This window comes from Bacillus haynesii (assembly GCF_014042035.1).
In the GTDB taxonomy this organism is placed as follows: domain Bacteria; phylum Bacillota; class Bacilli; order Bacillales; family Bacillaceae; genus Bacillus; species Bacillus haynesii.
The window spans coordinates 3967119-3987087 of the sequence record NZ_CP059494.1; the positions used below are offsets into that span (position 1 = coordinate 3967119).

Annotated in this window: 16 protein-coding genes; 13 read left to right on the forward strand and 3 right to left on the reverse strand. The window is 45.8% G+C overall.

Annotated elements, in window-relative coordinates; all coding sequences use genetic code 11:
• The first annotated feature begins 60 nt into the window (after positions 1-60).
• Both H2R00_RS19640 and H2R00_RS19645 read left to right on the forward strand, forming a co-directional pair.
• Positions 61-654, forward strand: coding sequence for a sulfite oxidase-like oxidoreductase (locus H2R00_RS19640; protein WP_154999165.1), 594 nt, complete (start codon positions 61-63; stop codon positions 652-654).
• Positions 655-668: 14 nt separating this feature from the next.
• Positions 669-911 (forward strand): hypothetical protein, encoded by a 243-nt coding sequence (locus H2R00_RS19645; RefSeq protein WP_182070129.1) that lies wholly within the window; start codon positions 669-671, stop codon positions 909-911.
• 52 nt (positions 912-963) lie between these two features.
• Here H2R00_RS19645 and ald read toward each other — a convergent pair whose 3' ends face one another.
• A complete protein-coding gene (ald, locus tag H2R00_RS19650) occupies positions 964-2103 on the reverse strand; it encodes an alanine dehydrogenase (RefSeq protein WP_182070130.1) in 1140 nt (379 codons plus the stop codon).
• Positions 2104-2213: 110 nt separating this feature from the next.
• Entirely contained in the window at positions 2214-3452 is a 1239-nt protein-coding gene (locus H2R00_RS19655) for a sporulation transcriptional activator AdeR (RefSeq protein ID WP_154999168.1), read from the reverse strand.
• A gap of 183 nt (positions 3453-3635) precedes the next feature.
• Here H2R00_RS19655 and H2R00_RS19660 point away from each other — a divergent pair, with 183 nt between their 5' ends.
• The 10 genes from H2R00_RS19660 to H2R00_RS19705 all read left to right on the forward strand — a co-directional run bounded on the left by H2R00_RS19660 (position 3636) and on the right by H2R00_RS19705 (position 17049).
• Positions 3636-5045: an alanine/glycine:cation symporter family protein gene (locus H2R00_RS19660; RefSeq protein WP_154999169.1), complete on the forward strand. Its 1410-nt coding sequence runs from the start codon at positions 3636-3638 to the stop codon at positions 5043-5045.
• Between the two features lie 332 nt (positions 5046-5377).
• A complete protein-coding gene (locus H2R00_RS19665; protein ID WP_003184900.1) occupies positions 5378-5674 on the forward strand; it encodes a WXG100 family type VII secretion target in 297 nt (98 codons plus the stop codon).
• Positions 5675-5754: 80 nt separating this feature from the next.
• The gene (yukD, locus tag H2R00_RS19670) at positions 5755-5994 is read left to right on the forward strand and encodes an ESX secretion system protein YukD (RefSeq protein ID WP_020452810.1); all 240 of its coding nucleotides are present in this window, start codon (positions 5755-5757) and stop codon (positions 5992-5994) included.
• A gap of 14 nt (positions 5995-6008) precedes the next feature.
• Positions 6009-7325: a type VII secretion protein EssB gene (gene essB, locus H2R00_RS19675; RefSeq protein WP_154999170.1), complete on the forward strand. Its 1317-nt coding sequence runs from the start codon at positions 6009-6011 to the stop codon at positions 7323-7325.
• Positions 7326-7361: 36 nt separating this feature from the next.
• Positions 7362-11846, forward strand: coding sequence for a type VII secretion protein EssC (gene essC, locus H2R00_RS19680; protein WP_182070131.1), 4485 nt, complete (start codon positions 7362-7364; stop codon positions 11844-11846).
• On the forward strand, positions 11843-14959 hold the full coding sequence (esaA, locus tag H2R00_RS19685) for a type VII secretion protein EsaA (RefSeq protein ID WP_182070132.1): 3117 nt from the start codon (positions 11843-11845) through the stop codon (positions 14957-14959). The genes essC and esaA overlap by 4 nt, the downstream gene beginning before the upstream one ends.
• On the forward strand, positions 14949-15437 hold the full coding sequence (gene essA / locus H2R00_RS19690; protein ID WP_154999173.1) for a type VII secretion protein EssA: 489 nt from the start codon (positions 14949-14951) through the stop codon (positions 15435-15437). The genes esaA and essA overlap by 11 nt, the downstream gene beginning before the upstream one ends.
• A 12-nt stretch (positions 15438-15449) precedes the next feature.
• Positions 15450-15617 carry a hypothetical protein gene (locus H2R00_RS19695; protein ID WP_182070133.1) on the forward strand — a complete coding sequence of 56 codons (168 nt, stop codon included), beginning with the start codon at positions 15450-15452 and terminating at the stop codon, positions 15615-15617.
• A gap of 13 nt (positions 15618-15630) precedes the next feature.
• Positions 15631-16362: a (S)-benzoin forming benzil reductase gene (locus H2R00_RS19700; RefSeq protein ID WP_182070134.1), complete on the forward strand. Its 732-nt coding sequence runs from the start codon at positions 15631-15633 to the stop codon at positions 16360-16362.
• Positions 16363-16518: 156 nt separating this feature from the next.
• The gene (locus H2R00_RS19705) at positions 16519-17049 is read left to right on the forward strand and encodes an HD domain-containing protein (RefSeq protein WP_154999175.1); all 531 of its coding nucleotides are present in this window, start codon (positions 16519-16521) and stop codon (positions 17047-17049) included.
• Here the strand turns inward: H2R00_RS19705 and H2R00_RS19710 are convergent.
• Positions 17046-18509, reverse strand: a complete 1464-nt coding sequence (locus tag H2R00_RS19710; RefSeq protein ID WP_182070135.1) for an esterase/lipase family protein — start codon at positions 18507-18509, stop codon at positions 17046-17048. The two genes, H2R00_RS19705 and H2R00_RS19710, sit on opposite strands and share 4 nt — an antisense overlap.
• 342 nt (positions 18510-18851) lie before the next feature.
• Here H2R00_RS19710 and H2R00_RS19715 point away from each other — a divergent pair, with 342 nt between their 5' ends.
• Positions 18852-19961 (forward strand): AI-2E family transporter, encoded by a 1110-nt coding sequence (locus tag H2R00_RS19715; RefSeq protein ID WP_154999179.1) that lies wholly within the window; start codon positions 18852-18854, stop codon positions 19959-19961.
• Positions 19962-19969: the final 8 nt, after the last annotated feature.

A 19969-nucleotide genomic window follows, 5' to 3' on the forward strand; every position in this document is an offset into this window, starting at 1 on the left:
GAGATCACAAAATAGTTTGTCAACCACTTTTTAATCAAAGTTAACAAAGGAGGTTCTTTCGTGTTTTTTGGAAAAACAAAAGCGCACAAGTCCGACAGGGTGCCTCCAAACCAAAATGTCACGACATCTTTTCCTGTTCTTCATGCAGGCGATGTTCCGGAATACGAAGACCTGTCAAAATGGAATTTGCAAATTTACGGACTTGTCGAACAGCCGCTCCTGCTGACCTTGAATGACCTGCATGAAATGCCGCAAAGCGAAGTGTCCAATGACATTCATTGTGTAACAGGCTGGTCCAGGCTCGATAATGTCTGGGAAGGGATCAAGACAAGGGAAATCGCTGAAAGAGTAAAGCCGCTTTCGGAAGCCAAATTTGTCATTTTGCATGCAGAGGAAGGCTGGACGACGAATGTTCCGCTCGAAGACTTTTTGAAGGATTCGTCTCTTTTGGCCCATTCCCACAACGGCGCCCCGCTCACGCCGGAGCACGGCTTTCCGCTCAGAGCGGTGATGCCTCATCTGTATTTTTGGAAAAGCGCCAAATGGCTGAGGGGTATTCAGTTTACAAAGGAAAACCATCCGGGCTTTTGGGAGAAAAACGGCTACCATATGAGAGGAAATCCTTGGAAAGAAGAAAGGTACAGCTTTGATTAGCGGGGGAGGGTGGAATGTTTTTCGTACAGCTGTTCATATTTTTCATGCTGACCATCTGTTTTTGGCTTCTCATTGCATCGTTCAAGAAAAAGGCTTTTGCTGTTTTATTATTGCTGACGGCTGCGGCGGTTCTGTCGCTGTTTGCCTCAGCCGGCGATGTCTCAGACCGGGCGCTGTGGAGAATTGTCCTGTTTGCGGCGATCTCTGTTTCTGCAATCGCGGCAAAGTTGTTTCAGGATCGGCGGAAAACGGAATAATAGGAAAAGACAGAGTCTCGGAGATATTTTCCGAGGCTCTATCTTTTTGATGCTATGCGCCGGCGGCTGACGACGAATTTTCGATCGCAAGCTCTGCCGGAACGTAATCATAGTTTAAGTCCCTTGCTACGGCTTCATAAGTGATATGGCCGTTTGCTGTGTTTACGCCGGCTTTTAACGAATGGTTTTCAAGAATCGCTTTTTCCGCGCCCTTGTTTGCGATTTCAAGCGCATACGGAACCGTTACATTTGTCAGCGCAACTGTAGATGTCCGCGGAACGGCGCCCGGCATGTTGGCGACGGCGTAATGGACGATTCCGTGTTTGACATATGTCGGATTGTCGTGGGTTGTGATGTGATCCACCGTCTCGACGATGCCGCCTTGATCGATTGCGACGTCAACGATCACAGAGCCCGGTTTCATCTGTTTGACCATCTCTTCCGTCACTAAAGTCGGCGCTTTGGCACCCGGGATCAGAACCGCGCAGATGAGGAGATCAGCTTCAGCTACGGCATCGGTGATGTTGACCGGATTGGACATCAATGTTTTGATTTGGTTGCCGAATTGATCATCAAGCTGGCGCAGACGTTCTGCGCTTAAATCGATCATCGTCACATCGGCTCCGAGTCCCACCGCGATTTTTGCCGCATTTGTGCCGACAACGCCTCCGCCGATGATCGTCACTTTCCCGCGCGCGACTCCGGGTACACCGGCCAATAGTATGCCTTTTCCGCCTTTCGGCTTCTCAAGGAACTGCGCGCCGATTTGGGCGGCCATCCGCCCGGCTACCTCTGACATCGGCGTCAGCAAAGGAAGGGAACGGCCGTCGCTGACCGTTTCATAGGCGATGGCTGTCACGCCTTTTTGCTTTAATGCTTCAGCTAAGGAAGGCTCTGCGGCCAGGTGCAGATAGGTGAACAAAATGAGACCTTCTCTAAAATACGGATATTCTTCAGGGAGCGGCTCTTTGACTTTCATCACCATATCAGCCGCTTCCCAGACGGCTTTCGCCTGTTCTGAGATCTCCGCTCCCACTGAGACGTAATCTTCGTTTTCAAACCCGCTTCCAGTCCCCGCGTCTTTTTCAACGATGACGCGGTGTCCGGCCGCAATCAATTGAGAAGCCGCACCGGGAGTCAATGCAACACGGTTTTCATTGTTTTTGATTTCTTTCGGTACGCCGATAATCATCCCGTCATTCCTCCTTTTTCTGTAAAAACGCTGTTGTTTTAGTTTATACTGACTTTTTAGAATTTTCTTTGTTTGAATCAGAAAATAAAAAAACATGCATTTGTGGAATTTCACAAATGCATGTTGCGAAGCTTAATTTCAAGATAAATCGTAAATTTTTCATTGATGTTTTTTAAATCGATTTCGGCGATTTTACTGATGCGCTTCAGCCTGTAGTTCAGCGTGTTGACGTGAATGTTCAGCTTTTTGGCGGCGGTGTTGACGTTGCTGTCGCATTCGATGAACTGTTCAAGCGTCTCGACAAGATTGGAGTGGTGCTCTTTATCATATGCTTCAAGCTGCATTAAAGAATAGTTTGGATAGCTGGCGTGTTTCCGTTTTTCGCTGAGCACGTCGAGATACTGATAGATGCCGAGCTCTGAAAAGCTGACGAGATGCCTTGTTTCATCGGGAAAACGCTCCTTGACCTTCAGCGCCGAGAGCGCTTCTTGATAAGACTGGTGTACAAGGGTGATCAAGCTGTACATTCCACCGATCGCAATCGTGCAGTTATTCAGTTTATAGCGCTCTTCAAGCTGCTTTTGTATATTCGCGGCAAATTGCTTTAAATCATTGAATGGCTGCCCCTTTTGCCCCGTTTTCGGCGAAGCGAGGACAATCAGTTCATTATAGTCGATTGTAGCCAGAAGGATTTGCACCTGCTGTGTCGTCTCCAGCAAGTAATGGAGCTGTTTTTCGGTTTTTTCCTCGATTTCGTCTTTCAGCCGGATGATGATGACCGAATAAGTTGACGGAACTCCGATACCAAGCTGATGAAAGCCGTCAGAGATCTCCTGATCTTCCGAAATATGTCCGGTCAAAAGCTTCCAGAAAAATTCCTGGCTGCGCTGTTCATTTTTTCTTTTTCGGACTTGATAGGGCAACAGCTTGTTTTTGACGGAATCCGCGGCCAGCTTCAAAAGATGAAGCTCGTCTTCCGACAGCGTTTTTTGGCTTTCCAGCGCCCAGATAAAACCGATGACCTCGCTGTTTTTCCAGATTGAAATCGCCACGCGGCTCGACAGGCCGACCTCATCGATTTGCTCGACCCTGATCGGTTCGTCGGTTTTCATCAAGGCGGGAATCGTTCCATCCTTCCACAGTTTGTTGATGACCTTCTCCGGCACGCGCCTTCCGATGATCGTTGACGTTCTTGCCGGGTCCGTGTAGTCGCTGTGGGTGCTGTAAGCTAGGAGGCGGTGGTTGATGTCTTCTATCGTAATCGGACAGTCCAGCACCTCGCTGATATGATCTGCCACATCTTCTAAACGGTCATATTGATATTTAAAAGGATTGTTTCGATTGTTCATAAAAAAACCCCTACTTTTATGTTTGCATGAAAAAATTTTGACATATACCCATCTTACTTTTATTATGAATATAGTTGTTTGTTAAAATCAACAAAAAAGTCGCTGGTGATTTATTATTTTTCATAAACACGGCGATCTATTACACCTAATTTAATTATTCTGAAATAAGAGGAGTAGGAAACATTGGCGATTCTAGAGAAAATCAACGGCTTTTTATGGGGAGTCCCGGGCATCATTCTGCTTGTGGGAACCGGTTTATTTCTGACGTTCATCCTCCGGGGGCTTCAATTTAAAAGATTGATATATGCATTCAAACTTGCATTCGGGAAAGAAAAAGAATCAGCCGGAGCAGACGGCGATGTCAGCAATTTTAAGGCGCTGATGACGACGCTTGCCGGAACGATCGGAAACGGGAATATTGCCGGTGTAGCCACGGCGATTACGGTTGGAGGTCCGGGGGCTTTGTTTTGGATGTGGCTCGTCGGTCTTTTAGGGATGGCTACGAAATACAGCGAAGCATTGCTCGCCACGAAATACCGCGTCAAAAATGAGCGGGGCGAATATTCGGGCGGGCCGATGTACTATGTCGAAAAAGGGCTCGGGAAGAAGTGGAAGCCGCTTGCCGTTTTATTTGCATTGTCAGGTGTGCTTGCCTCTTTTGGAATCGGGGATTCCGTCCAGTCTAACACGATTTCGGAAGTCGTCACACACAGCTTCGGGATTCCCGGCTGGATCATCGGCCTTGTGCTCGCGGTATTGACGGCTGCGATCATCTTTGGCGGTTTTCAGCGTGTCAGCACGGTTGCGAGCATTTTTGTGCCGGTCATGGCAATTCTTTATATCAGCGGATCACTAATCATTATTTTCCTTCATTATGATCAAATCATTCCGGCGTTCCAGCTGATTTTTTATCACGCCTTCAACCCGGTGTCAGCCGCTGGGGGCTTTACCGGTGTGGTCGTGTCTGAGGCGATCAGAAATGGAATGTCGAAAGGAATCTTTTCAAATGAAGCGGGTCTTGGTACCGCTGCTTTGATCGCAGGAAACGCGAAATCCGATCACCCCGTCAAGGCCGCTTTGGTTGCGATGACGGGAACTTTCATCGTCACATTGATCGTTTGTACAATGACGGGGCTCGTCCTCATTATCACGGGATTCTGGGATCCTTCAGGCGGTCTGCTTTCTGGTGTTGCCCACGATACATCGCTTGACGCCGGCGCGCTGACAAACGCAGCGTTTGCTTCTTCACTGGGAGCCACGGGCAAATACATCGTGACCTTTTCGGTGATTTTCTTTGGCTACTCCACTATTGTTGGTTGGTATGTATATGGAGAAAAATGTCTGGAATATTTAGTTGGTTTAAAATGGGTGCCGGTTTACCGGGTCGTTTATGTCATTGCTGCATATTACGGTGCAGTCGCAAGTCTGAATACTGTATGGGCTTTTGCCGACATGGCGAACGCATTAATGATGATCCCGAACTTGATCGCCCTTGTGCTCTTATGGAAAGTCATTCGGGCGGAAACTGACGATTTCTTTTTGCACCACTATAATAAGGAAAAACAAAAGTCAGCCGGCTTGAAAGCGGGCTGATCGAGACAAGTCTGCCTCTCTTAGAGGCGGGCTTTTTTGCGCTTATGCAATCCTTCCTTTATCCTATGGAAACGCTTCAGGTTCAAATAGGTATATGTAACCATGTCATTTGATTCAAATGTTCCGAAAGAAGAAAATTGAGATATTTTTACTAGATTTCTATAATTTTTGCCGGGTGGAAATAGAGGAATGATAAACCTTTAGACTCATTTTGTAAAATAACAACAGATTTGTTTGACTGTGCCTCAATCTTGTTTTTATAATAAAAGCGTTCAAAAAAATAAGTTATTTAGCCCATATCTAGGGCGAATAGCGCAGGAGGTATAAGGAATATGTCAGGAATCATTCGTGTTACGCCGGCTGAACTGCGGCAAATGGCTGACAGATATCAAAAAGAAAGCGGAGATGTGACTGAGCAGGTCAATCAGCGCCTTGATCAAATGATCAACCAGCTTCAAGATATGTGGGAAGGTGAATCAAGCCGTGCGTTCTCAGAGCAATACCAAGAGCTAAGACCTTCTTTTATTAAAATGGCTGAACTTCTAAGCGACGTTTCTAAACAGCTTCATCAGACTGCTAACACTCTTGAAAGCACTGACCAAGACATCGCTAGCCAAATCCGCGGCTAATTTACAGATTAGAAGAATGAGAGAAGCGCCTAATTCAAAAGAAGATGACGGCGCTTTTTCTATTGAGAGGTGATGAACTGGTGTATGTTGACATTACCATCGATTTAAAACATTACGACGGCAGCGCCTTTGACCTCAGGCTGTCGGATTACCATTCTGTTAAAAAGGTAATCGACATCGCGTGGCAAGCCAAAAGCATACCGGTACCTCCCCGGGAAGGCTACTGGGTAAGGGTGACAAATAAAGATGCCGTTTTTTCAGGCGAATATACATTATCGCAATGCGGAATTACGACAGGTGACCGCCTGGAAATATTATGAAAGGATCTGGATGAATGGCAGAGAAAAAGAAAACGTATCTCGAAGACCAATTAGAGGCCGTCATGACGAAAGAAGACGGTGCATATATCTTTCGTTTTCAAAGAGAAAAGATCAATCTTGTGAACGGCTTGGAAGCAAACGTCATTAAAGAAGTCGATCCTTCCTTTAATAAAGAAACCGTCATGACCGATGATGAAGTCCAAATTTTGATTCAGCCTCCTTCCGAATATAAAGAATTTCGTTATATAAAAGGAAAAAATAAAAAAAGCAAATGGCTTTTTGCGTACCAGCTCGTGAAAGCCGTTGAAGAACATTCAATTAAAAGGCTGCACCTGATCGCTGCGCCTGAAAACATCGTTTTTGATAAAGGATTAACACCCAAATTTTTACATTATGGAGTGAAAGAAAGCATTCCGCCATATGAACACGACGAAGAAAGACTTTTCAATGAAGTGAAAGCCGCAGCTGCGCTTGCTGTCGACGGACAATTTACTTTTGAAGAGTATTTAAAATACAGCGAAACCATCAAGTTTTCAGATCAGGTAAAAGACATCATCACAAGCGGGACGTACGGCGACTTGAAAGCCGTCATTCAAAGAAGGATCGATGAACTGGATGCCGAAGAAAAAACGCTTGTTCATCTTCCGAAGAAGAAATGGAAGATTCAAAGGTACATAGGGTTAGGACTTATTTTATGCTTAATACCGGCTGTTTTATTTTCCTTCTACTCATTATTCTTCGCACAGCCGAAACAGCAGGCGTTTATCGAAAGCAACCGCTACTTCTTAAATAAACAGTACAGCAAAGTCATCAGTACGCTTGATAAATATGATGCCGGCGAGATGCCTGATTCTGTTCAATATCAGCTGGCTTATTCGTATATCATCGTTGACAATGTACTGAAGGAAGCGGATTTACAGGAAGATGCTATGAAGAGCCTGACGCTTCAAGTCGATCCGAATAACTTCCTTTACTGGATTCAAATCGGACGCGGCGACAATAAAGAAGCGCTTGAGACGGCTCGCAAGCTGGAAAACAATGCACAGATCATGTTGGCACTTATGAAATATACAGATGACATTAAAGCCGATGATAAATTGTCCAGTGATGAGAGGCAGAAACAGCTGGAACCGCTTGAAAAAGAACTTGAAGAATTGAAGCGGACAGCAGATGAACAGAAGGCTAAAGCTGAAGAAAACCAGCAGGCAAACACCGAGCAAAACCAGGCGGACGTAGAGGCTGCAAAGGCTGAAAAGGAGAAGGCAGAGCAAGAGCAGGCGAAAAAAGAAAATAAAGAAAAGGAAGACAAAAAGAAAAAAGATGATAAATAAAAGCGAAAACACCTGTTGTTGGCAGGAGGCGGAGAAATGAGTCTGTTATGGATTTTTTATCATAAAAACTATCAAAAAATAAAACTGGATGATCAGAACAGCCGCACGCTCACAATCGGGCCGGATTTGAAACATTCTGTCACGATCAAGCATTTTTCGTTTGAAAAAGGCCCGGTAGTACTGGAAAAGCAGAAGGACTCAGACGCTTTCAACGTGCAGCTGGGAGGGGAGGCTGTCTCTTCTTTAAAGCTTGGCGGAAAGGCGTCCGTTCAAAGCGGTGCTGAACAGCTGACGCTCTTTTTAGCCGAAGAATCCGACAGCGTTCCCGCCTACTATTTGGGAGAGAGGCAGGAAGTCGTCATTTCTTCCCTCGAGCAAGAAGCGGATGTTTATTTCAATGAAACGGATTCATTCTTTGGAGAAAAAGGTACGTTTTCCTTCATCCGCCTCGACGGGCAATGGAATGTCCTGCCGAATGGCGCCAAAATTTATTTGAACGGAGAAGAAGTGTCCGCTTCGGTATCCGTGCAAAATGGAGACGAAATCGCATTTGGACTGAATATTCTTCGCATCGTTGAAGATGACCTCTTGGAAATCGAGGGGTTCGGGCAGTATGATACGTCTTTGGAGAACATTCTCAAGCCGAGCTCCGAGACAAAAAATAAATATCCGCAATACCGCAGGCCGCCGAGAATGATTTACGATCTGCCGGACGAAAAAGTATCCTTCAGCTTCCCGGCACAGGAAAGCGACGGAGACAACAGAGGCTTATGGCTGATGATTCTGCCTCCGCTCGTCATGCTGCTCGTCATGGGGATCGTGGCGCTCATTCAGCCGCGGGGGATCTTTATCATCGTCTCCCTTGCGATGTTTATGATGACGCTGATTACGTCAACCGTGCAGTACTTCCGCGACAAAAATCAGCGTAAAAAAAGAGAAGAAAAAAGAGAGCGGGTCTACACCCTTTACCTTGAAAACAAAAAGAAAGAGCTGCATGAACTAGCAGAAAGACAAAAGTTCGTCCTTGATTTCCATTTTCCTACATTTGAAAGGATGAAATATTTAACAAAGGAGATCAGCGGACGAATTTGGGAAAAATCGATTGAAAGCGCCGATTTTCTGCAAATCCGCCTTGGAACGGGAAACGTTGCTTCTTCGTACCAAATCAATTTGAACGGCGGAGATTTGGCCAATCGTGATACAGACCATCTCCTTGAACAAACACAAAAAATGGAAGAGGTCTACAGAGAGCTGAAAAATGCGCCGATCACCGTGAATCTCGCCGAAGGCCCGATGGGCGTCGTCGGAAAATTGTCCGTCGTCAAAAATGAAATTCATCAGCTTGTCGGCCAGCTCGCATTTTTCCACAGCTATCATGATTTGCGCTTTGTCTTCATTTTTGACGAAGCCGAGTATCAAGAATGGGAATGGATGAAGTGGCTTCCGCATTTTCAGATGCCTCATATTTATGCGAAAGGGTTTATTTACAACGAACAGACGAGAGATCAGCTCCTTTCAAGCATATATGAGATTTTGAGAGAACGGGATTTAGATGAAAACAAAAAGAAAACTTTGTACAAGCCGCACTTTGTGTTTATCATCACAAATCAGCAGCTCATCGCAGAACACGTCATTTTGGAATATTTGGAAGACAAGCAGAAAAACCTCGGAGTGTCGACAATCGTTGCGGCAGAGACGAAAGAAAGCCTGTCCGAAAACATTCATACCCTTGTTCGTTATATTACTGAACAAGAAGGCGACATTCTGATCAAACAAAAGAAAGCCGTTCAGATCCCGTTTCAGCTGGATCACCACAACAGGGAAGACAACGAACTGTTTTCCCGGACGCTGAGAACGCTTGATCACCAGACTGGCATGACGAATTCGATTCCTGATACCGTATCGTTTCTCGAACTGTTCCAAGTGAAGGAAGTCGATGACATCGGAATCGGTCAAAAATGGATGACAAGCGAATCAGCCAAATCTTTGGCCGTGCCGATCGGCTATAAAGGAAAAGACGATATAGTTTATTTAAATCTTCACGAAAAAGCGCACGGCCCCCACGGGCTGCTTGCCGGAACGACCGGTTCGGGTAAAAGTGAATTTTTACAGACTTATATTTTGTCTTTGGCAGTTCACTTCCACCCGCATGAAGTCGCATTTTTGTTAATCGACTACAAAGGGGGCGGAATGGCGCAGCCGTTCCGGAACATTCCGCATTTGCTCGGAACGATTACTAACATTGAAGGCAGCAAGAACTTCAGCAACCGGGCGCTTGCGTCCATTAAGAGCGAGCTGAAGAAAAGGCAGCGGCTCTTTGATCAGTACAAAGTCAACCATATCAATGACTATACAAAGCTTTACAAACAGAAAAAAGCGAAAACGGCGATGCCGCACCTTTTCTTAATTTCAGACGAATTTGCCGAGCTGAAAAGCGAAGAGCCGGAATTTATCCGCGAGCTTGTCAGCGCGGCAAGGATCGGCCGAAGCCTCGGGGTGCACTTAATCTTGGCGACGCAAAAGCCGGGCGGCATCATCGATGACCAGATTTGGAGCAACTCCAGATTCAAGGTTGCCTTGAAGGTGCAGGATGCGAATGACAGTAAAGAAATCCTTAAAAACGGGGATGCGGCTACCATCACGGTAACGGGCCGCGGTTATTTGCAAGTCGGCAATAATGAGGTGTATGAACTGTTCCAGTCTGCATGGAGCGGGGCCCCTTACATGGAGGATGGCTACGGCACAGAGGATGAAGTGGCGATCGTTACAGACACCGGATTAATTCCTTTGTCAGACGTTGATGCCGATCATACTGCGAAAAAAGAGGCCGTGACGGAAATTTCCGCCGTCGTCGAACAAATTGAACGGATTCAAGATGAAATGGGAATCGAGAAGCTTCCGAGTCCTTGGCTGCCGCCGCTTGAAGAACGCATACCTAAAACGCGCTACCCGTCGGAGGAAGCGGATGCCTTTAACTTTGCCTATATCGACGAACCTGAAAAGCAAAGCCAGGAGCCGATCAGCTATCGCATGATGGAAGACGGCAATATCGGCATCGTCGGCTCGTCAGGCTACGGAAAATCCCTGACTGCCACGACGTTCATGATGAGCTTTGCCGAGCAGTATACGCCGGAAGAATTGCATTACTACATTTTCGACTTTGGCAACGGAACGCTGCTTCCGCTTGCAAGGCTTCCGCATACCGCGGATTATTTCCTGATGGACCAAACGAGAAAAATCGAGAAATTTATGGTTCGGATCAAGGCGGAAATTGAGCACCGCAAAAATCTCTTCCGTGCAAAAGAAATCAGCCATATCAAGATGTACAATGCGCTGAATGAGGAAAAGCTGCCGTTTATTTTCATAACGGTCGACAACTTTGACATCATTAAAGACGAAATGCATGAACTCGAAAGTGAATTTATCCAGTTTTCACGCGACGGCCAGTCGCTTGGAATTTATTTAATCCTGACCGCGACAAGGGTCAATGCGATCAGACAGTCGCTCTTGAACAACCTGAAAACGAGGGTTGTCCACTATCTGATGGATCAGTCTGAAGCATATTCGATTATCGGAAGGCCGGAATTCAGCCTTGAACCGATCCCTGGACGCGTCATTATCAATAAAGAAAACCAATACTTCGCACAAATGTTTATGCCTGTGGAAGCAGACAACGATATCGAGCTGTTTGAAGGGATCAAAGCCGACATTCAGGCGATCGCAGAACGCTCGGAAGGCATGAGAAAGCCGGCGCCTGTGCCGATGCTGCCGCTCGAGCTTTCCGTCACGCAGTTTGTGAGAGATTATCCGCTTCAGCCTGAAAGAGGCCTTATTCCAATGGGGCTCGATGAAGAATCAGTCGAACCCGTATACTTTAACCTTGAGAAAAATAAGCACTGTCTCATCATGGGTCAGACACAGCGCGGAAAAACAAACGTCATCAAGATCATGCTCGAGCACCTGCTTGATCATGACACGAAAAAAATTGCCGTGTTTGATTCGATAGACAGAGGGCTTTCTCAATATGCGACAGAGGATCAAATCAGCTATCTTGAAACAAAAGACGACATTATGCTCTGGCTGGCTGAGACGGAAGAAATTTGCCGGACAAGAGAAGCGATGTATTTGGAAGCTGTTAAACAAGGCGAAATCGCCAACCTTGATTTTTCACCGATGGTCTTTATTGTCGACGGAATTTCACGATTCCAGCAGACAATCGACGCATCGATTCAGGACAAAATGGCGATGTTCATGAAATCTTACGCCCATTTAGGTTTCCATTTTATACCTGCCGGAAATCACAGCGAGTTCACAAAAGGCTATGATTCCCTGACAAGCGAAGTCAAGCAGGTCAGACACGCGATGCTATTGATGAAAAAATCCGAGCAGAACTTGATTCAGCTCCCATATGAACGCCAGGAGCCGGAAATTCTGCCGGGCTTTGGCTATATCGTTGAAAACGGCAAAGAGAGGAAAATTCAAATTCCTTTATGTGCTGTAGAAAGGAAGAAAGCGAAATGACGGAACAACAAAAAAGCACGCTGAAAATTATCAGCGCCATTGTCACGATCATCTTGCTGCCCGTCTTGTTCTTTCATTTCATCGGTGAGAACCCGACGAAAAAGGTATCGAACGCGACAAGGGAAATCGCAGTCGTCAATGAGGATACCGGCATTTTGAAAGATGACGGGACCGTTGATCAAGATGCGCTCCTGGGGAACGAAATCTCGGCTTCCCTGGTTGACCGTCCGGACTATAAATGGACGGTCGTCAACCGGAGCGCAGCAGAAAGCGGACTTGCGGAGAAGCAATACGATGCGATTGTCTACATTCCGTCGGACTTTTCGCAAAACATTTTAAGCTACAACCATGAGCGTCCGCAAAAAGCAGAGCTGGAATTCAAAATTCAGGACCAGCTCGACGCCGTCAACAAGGAAAAAGTCCAGCGCGAGCTTCAGGACGCGCAAAAAACGGTGAGCAAAAAAATGTCTTCCCTGTACTGGCGCTTTGTCAAACAGGGAGTCAAAAAGGTCAGAAAAGAGTTTGACAGCATCGTAAACAAAGAATCAGAGTTCCAAAACGCGATGTACAATTTTTACAAGCCGAGCTCCAACAATTTAGCGGGCGAAGTAGAAAGACAAAAAGAGATGATCGACAGACTGAAAGAGTCGATCAATGAAACAGAAGGCACATCAAAAGAGCGCCACGCAAGCGTCGAAGAATCCAAAAAACAACTGGACAGCTTCGTCGACAACGTCAATCAGTACAAACAATATCAAGAAAAGCAGTCGGAACTGCTTCAGGCTGCACAAGCGGACAGTGAAAAGCAAATTCAAGACGGCCTGACATCTATCAAAGATAAACAAGCCAGCGCCCAAAGCCGCTTCAGCGAACAAATGAACGGCATGGCAACATCGCTCAATGGTTTACAAAACCAGTTTAGCTTGACTTCTACCTCTCTTGAAAACCTGCAAAAAACGAGGGAGGATCAGATTTCAATCCAACTGAATGGGATTAATTCTATCCAAAATAAGTTGATAGATAATTATCAGGCTGAAACAAGAAAAGCGAATTTGAGTAAGCTTGATCCTGACTTAATTGCATTACGCTCTGATCTATCGAAAGGCTCTGAAGATGATTCGCAAAACGGCACGGACCCGGGTGATGAGGATAAAAATGATCAGGATAATAATCAAGATGATGAAGAACAGCCGAACAATCTAGAAATCAATCTTCAAGAACAGCAAGATGAATTGAAGAGCATTGCGGCTGAACTGAAAGAATTATCGGACGGGTTAAAAGATTCTTCTGATAACGATGGTGGAGCTAAGGAACCAACTCCGGACCCGGGCGAAGATCCGACTTCCGAAGAACCGGCTCCTGATCAGAATGAAAATTCCGCTGCTGAAAATACGACACCGGATCAGAATCAAGAACCGTCAGCCGATACTGGAGAAAACGGACAGCAAGACGCATCAAATCCTGAAGATCCGACAAATGATCAAGCAACAGGTGAAGATGGAGATACCCAGAACCCTGGAAATGATCAGCCTTCGCCTTCAGAAGGATCGGATGACGAGGTTGCCAAATTAAAAGAGCAGCTAAATGAAGCTGCTGCCCGGCTTGAAAAGGTGGAAGAAGATCTTCGTGCAAAACAGGACACTCATAATGAAGAGTTGAAAAAACAGCTTGAAAACCTGAGTGGAGAAATTACAAAACTAAATAAAAACATTGAGGATTTAAAGATAGAAATAAAAGATCTAAACGATGATATTACAGAACTTAAAAATAAACGAACAGATGATTTTGATGCTATCTATAACAAAATTCAAAATATAGAAGCGAGAGTATCAAAATATCTTCCAGAAGATAGCAACTTAAAAAAAGCTTTTGAATCTAACATTCGTACGAGAGATGTCGATCAACTGCTCAATTACTATAAGTTACTATCAAATTATGAAACAACGTTTTTCGGTTCGGTCAATTATTCAACTAAGGAAAGCGTCATTTCCGGGACACAAGCCGGCCTCAATACAGTCCTTAAAGTCGGTGAAACCGAAGCGGAAAAATGGGAAAACCTTAAAAACAACATGCTTTTATCAAATGAGGATATTCAAGATTACACAAAAGGCATGTCCGATTTTGTAACAACCTACGGAGAATTCATTGATGAAAAGCAAACAGAAACGCTAAATGAGCTCAGCAACATCTCAGACAGAGCAAATGCCGTATCTGAACAGCTGCGCAATCCGGAAGGCGCCGGAACAGCGGTCATGCAGGGAGACGCGACAGATGGAACGATGGTTATCAGCATGCAGGATACGCTTGGAAATGACATTTTACAGCTGTCTAACATGCTCGGTTCCTTGTCGGAAACGCAATCAGGCGTCATCGAGTACACGGGCAATATTCAGGAAAGTGTAAACGATGTTCAGAAAAAAGCGGATACCCTGAATTCAAACTGGGGGCAAAATGTCGCGACGACAAAGCTTATTCGAGGAGACGTGTACGGCATTCTCGGCAATGCGTTCGGAGGAAACGACGGATATGTATACGATCACTTGGCAAGTCCGGTGAAAATCAGCGGAGATGTTCCAGAGTCAAAAGCGCAAAACGTACCGCCGGTCGTCATTCTCGTGATTGTGATGCTTTCCAGCTTGCTGATCGGATATTTCAGCCACCATTATCAAAATGCTCCGCTCTTAGTCAGAGGTGCACTGTTCGGCATCTTGAATATCATTGTCGGACTGATGATCAGCCTGTTCGGTTTGAACATTTACTCACTCGCAGATGATCAGGCCGTCATGTGGTCGGTCTTTACGATCTTGCTGCTGGTCGCAAGTTCAGCCATTATCCGGACGGCGTTTATGCTGGGGTCGATCGCAGGCGGAATCGCAACAGCCGCCATGGTGCTGTTCTATGTAGCGCCGCTGCTTGACTTGGCGATGCCGAACTTCAGCTTTAACAATCCGGTATCAACCGTATATATGTCGATTCAGTACGGAACTGGAAGCCAGTTTGCACTCGGAATCGGAGCATTAATTTTAATCACGATCATCGCGATTGCTGTTCCTTTTATTGTCGATTTTGCAAAATCAAGAACAGAAGAAAGCGAGACTGACCATGATGCTTAATGCGAAATGGGGAAAGAAGGGGATCATGGCAGTCATGCTCTCCTTCTTTCTTTTCACTCCAATCGTGAAGGCGGACGAAACCGATAAAGTCGATGTCAAGCCAAACGAGTATGAAAAGCAGGATATTAAAATCGAGACGGACTACCTTCAGGAAGAAGAGACGGAATACAAAGAAGAAATATCAATTCCAGAAGAACTGAAGGAATTCTCGTTTACAGATTCGAAAAAAGAAGATGCCATCGAAAAGCTGAAAAGCCTGTCCGGAAGCTTCACGAATGAAAGCAATTCCGTGGCGTCAAAGCTGAAACAGCTTGACCTGTCATTCTCGGCAAATCCGTCCTTATCGGGACGGGAAGATGACTCTGCGGAAGGCCGGCAATCCATCTTCCTGCCCATCTTGTACGGTCTGCTGATTCTCCTTTGCATCGCCGGTCTGTTCTTTTTGATTCCGAAAGTCAGCGGCCAGCAGAAAAAATAGGAGCGCTCAGCAATGAAAAGTCCGAGGTTCTATAAGGTGCTGCCGTGTAGACGGCTTTTGGATTGTCGTTTATTCGGCTGTCTTGCCGGTGATTTCAAATGGGGTGTTTCTGGCGGAAGCGGTCACGGAAAACCGCTGCACTTGAGAAGCGGGCTGATGAATCAGTACAATAATGGATAAGGAGGGACGCCGTATGCATTTATCCATTGTTACCGGAGCGTCAAAAGGGCTTGGCGCCGCGATTTCCGAAGGGCTTTTGCAAAAAGGCCATATTGTTCATGCTGTCTCAAGGACCAAGTCTGATATCAGTCATGACAGGCTGATCCAGCATGAGGCCGATCTAACGCAGCTCGCCGAAACAGAAAAGTGGTTTCGGCAATTCACAGAATCTGTCCAAGCCCGCGATTTTGATTCGATCACCTTGATCAACAATGCGGGAATGGTGACGCCGATCAAGCGCGCCGGTGAAGCTGGACTGGAAGAACTGAGGCTGCATTATGACTTGAATTTGTTAGCGCCGGTGATTCTCAGCCAGCTGTTTACCAAATGGCTCAAGCCATACAAAGGCAAAAAATCGATTGTCAATATATCATCAGGGGCGGCCAAAAACCCTTATAAAGGATGGACCGCCTACTGCAGTTCAAAAGCGGGGCTCGATATGTTCACGAAAACATTCGGCTTTGAACAGGAAGATGAGTCTGATCCGGTGAAGATGATTTCTTTCTCACCGGGGATCATGGATACCGGCATGCAAGAGGTTATCCGTTCATCATCGAAAAAAGACTTTCATGCAATTGAACGATTCAAAACCTATCAAACAGAAGGAAAGCTGAGAAGCACGCCTTATGTGGCCGGCGTTCTGCTCGACCTGCTTGAGACCGACTTTGAAAACGGCAGAGTGTATGATATTAAAGAGTTTTTGTGAAAATAAAAAAACAAGCACATCAAATCGATTGTGCTTGTTTTTATTTTATCATTGCGCCAGCTCATATAGCGGAATTTTGAATATGATGTGTCAGATCAATTGAGATTTGCATGAAAATATGTTAGGATTCTAAAAATATATAAAGGAGGGGTTTACATGAGAAACGTAACATTAGTGGATGTATTCACCCATCCAATCGCACAAAAATATTTAACACGTTCCGGTGTTGCTCATGCCGTAGCCTGCGCTTACCACGCATACCGCCTGGCGGTTCGAGCTGGAGTAGATCCCGATATTGCGACAAAAGCGGCTTTGCTGCACGATATCGGTCATTATGAATGGTATACCGACGGAGAATGGGATTATGAAAAATACAAGCAAAATGACATTCACGCGATAAAGGGAGCCGAGCGCGCCCACAAGCTTCTGATCCGCCTAGGCGAAGATCGGAAAGCGGCAAAAGAGATTGCTTTGGCGATTTTGCTTCATACGGATTCCTATTTGCCAGAAGGGGACCTTGATAAAAACAAGCTGCAGCAAATCGTCAAGAAAGCGGATGAGCTGGACGAAGAGCCGGGCGGAAACCACCATTACCGCAAAATTGACTATAAGCTGGCGCTTGAGAAAGTCAGGAAGCTTGACCGCATGGTCGATGAATCCTTATCTCCCATGAAAAGAACGGTTTAATCGGACAAAGGGCTGTTTTCAAACTTCTCCCCTTTGTCATTTACATAAATAGAGCGGATGATCGTCCTGTTAAACGGCGAGTTGTCTGCCGTTTTTCCTGAAAGGTCGATCGTCACCGAATACATGCCCGCTTTTTTGAATGACAGGCTGTTTTGCAGCGCATTGATGGAAGCAGGTTTCAGCGACTTTTTCTCGGCTAGTTTTCCGTTTTCATAGCGGATCGAGCGGACGGACGCCTTTACATTCGCAAGGTTTGACGTTTCTCTGGTGCCTGCGTTTTTAATTTGCTGGTTCAAAGGAGAATCGAACGTCACAATGAACAAAAACGCCTCTTTTTGTTTGACGGATGATGCGATCTTCCATGTGCCTGCTGCGGGATTTTTGATGGCAGCGGAATGGACGAATCCCCCTTCAAAAACATCCGCCGTCTTTGCCATTGAAAAATCTTTGAACGGCTTGCCGCGTGGATCTGTCAATTTGATATTTCCCGAGGAATGATTGCTCAGCCAGTGAACGGTTATCTCCTTGACACCTTTTTCAACAGCAAACTCCTCTTCTCTCAATCCATGATTTTCTCCCCCTCTGATGAAAGGGTACGATAAGTTTTCTTTGATGGACGCAGTTTCATTTGCATATGCCTGAGCCGTCAATAAAGGCATAAATACAGGAAACGTGAGGTTTCCTTTAATAATCGAGAAGTGGTCCCACTTTCCTGTATCCAGGTTTGTGGCGTAAGGGAGTCTCGCATTTTTTTCGGTGACGGCTCCGTCATTTTCGCCAAACATGTTTAAATAGACGCCACCAAAAAACAAAACGCTGCCGAACCCGCCGATTTTATTGCCTGCCAGGGTGAAATATTTAGTTTTCGATCGATTGGGATGATTGTCGGTCTGGTCGCGGAACGATTTCATAAACCCTGTCTGGAGTGAATAAACGGCGTCATTTTTCTGGCCTAAAATATCGGCGAGCCATCCTGCCCAGCTGCTGTAGGCAAGGTCTGCCAGCTGTGAGCCGTGATGAGGGGTTCCGAGCGTAATCACGCGCTCGACATAATGGTATGCGTTGTGATGAATCAGCGCCGATTGACTGTCAATTCCGCCTTTGCTATAGGAAACGAGAATGACCTTGCGGCCGAAATGCTGGTAGATTTCGCGCAGTTTGGCGGCCAGCATCGCTCCGTTATCCTGCATGTCTTTATCGGGGTGGAGATCGATAAAAGCCGCATTATATCCGTTTTTCCACGCCTGTTCAGCCATGTCATTTTCGTCAACCCACGCGCTTGAAGAGCCGTTTAATCCATGGACAAATACAATCGGCGGTTTTGCGGGATCGGGATGTTCAACAGGGTCTCCCACGAACCAGTAGCCCGGATCGCCTCCTCCTCCTTTAAATCCTCCCGCTTTTGATACATGCGGATACACGAGCAGCAAAACAAGCATGAGCAGCACCAGTTTTTTCATCGTTGTTCACCTCATGGTTTTGTTGTAAGCGTTTCCATCATATTTTCTTGAGGTGAACTTTATACCAACGGACTGAAAAAATTTAGAAAATCTTCATAAACGGGAGGAATATTTACAGTGAAGACCGAAACCGGTATTCGATATGAGGATATATTCCAACCTTCGACATACCGATATCGAGGATCTTCATCTCAGACTGAACCGCCGCTTTTTTTCACGATTTTTAAAGGAAATGAAACTCTTTTCCCCGCCGTCCGTATTGATCCATGTAAAAACAGTTGACAGACGATGGTGTCAATAGTAGTTTTTAGAGTAATGAAAACAACCGGGAGGAAACAAAGCTTGTTAAAATCAAAAACCCATTTTTGGACGCTGCAAATTTTATTGGTTCTTCTTATTATTTATGTGTCGACAAAAGTGTCTTTTCTGTTCGAACCGATCATTGTATTTGCATCGACTTTATTTACTCCGATTTTAATTGCAGGAATCTTGTATTTTATATTCAATCCGATCGTGCGGTTTCTTGAGAAAAAACTGCCGAGAACGCTGTCCATTCTGCTGATCTATTTGGTGTTTGTGGCATTCATCGGATTTGTGTTGTCAGCTGTCGGTCCTGTGTTTACAAAGCAGGTTACCGATCTGTTTAACAGCATCCCGTCCTATGTGAAACAGATCCAGATTTTCATTAAGCAAATGTCGAATTCGCAGTGGTTCACCTGGATGATGAATCAGGACTTCGTATCGGTTGCAAAAATCGAAAGCTCAATCGGCGAATATTTGACGAGCCTGCCTGAGAATATTACAGGGAGCCTGTCTTCTGTATTCGGTGTTGTGACCAACATTGCGCTCACGGCTGTTACCGTGCCGTTCATCCTGTTTTATATGCTGAAGGACGGCCACCGTTTTCCGAATCTGGCTGTCAAGATCCTGCCTGAAAAGTACAAAAATGAAGGGCTGAAAATTTTCAAGGATTTGTACGAGACGCTGGCGGCTTACATTCAAGGACAGCTTATCGTTTGTCTGTTCGTCGGAACGGCGTGCTTTATCGGTTTTTGGATCGCCGGTGTGAAATACGCGCTGATTCTCGGCTTGATCATTGCTGTGACGAATATTATTCCATATGTCGGACCTTTTCTTGGAGCGACACCGGCCGTCATTATCGCATTTCTCGACTCGCCGACAAAAGCATTCATCGCGCTGATCATCGTCGTTGCCGTTCAGCAGACAGACGGAAATCTGCTGTCGCCGCTGATTATCGGCAGACGCTTGAATACGCATCCGCTGACGATCATCCTTTTATTAATCGGCGCCGGAAGCTTCGGGGGCATTCTCGGCATGATCCTGGCCGTTCCGGCTTATGCCCTGCTCAAGGCTTTTACATTGAATATCGTCCGCCTTGTCCGTTTAAGGCAAAGGTATAAAAAAGAAACGGCGGAAAATGCTGAAGTCTGAACGTTTTG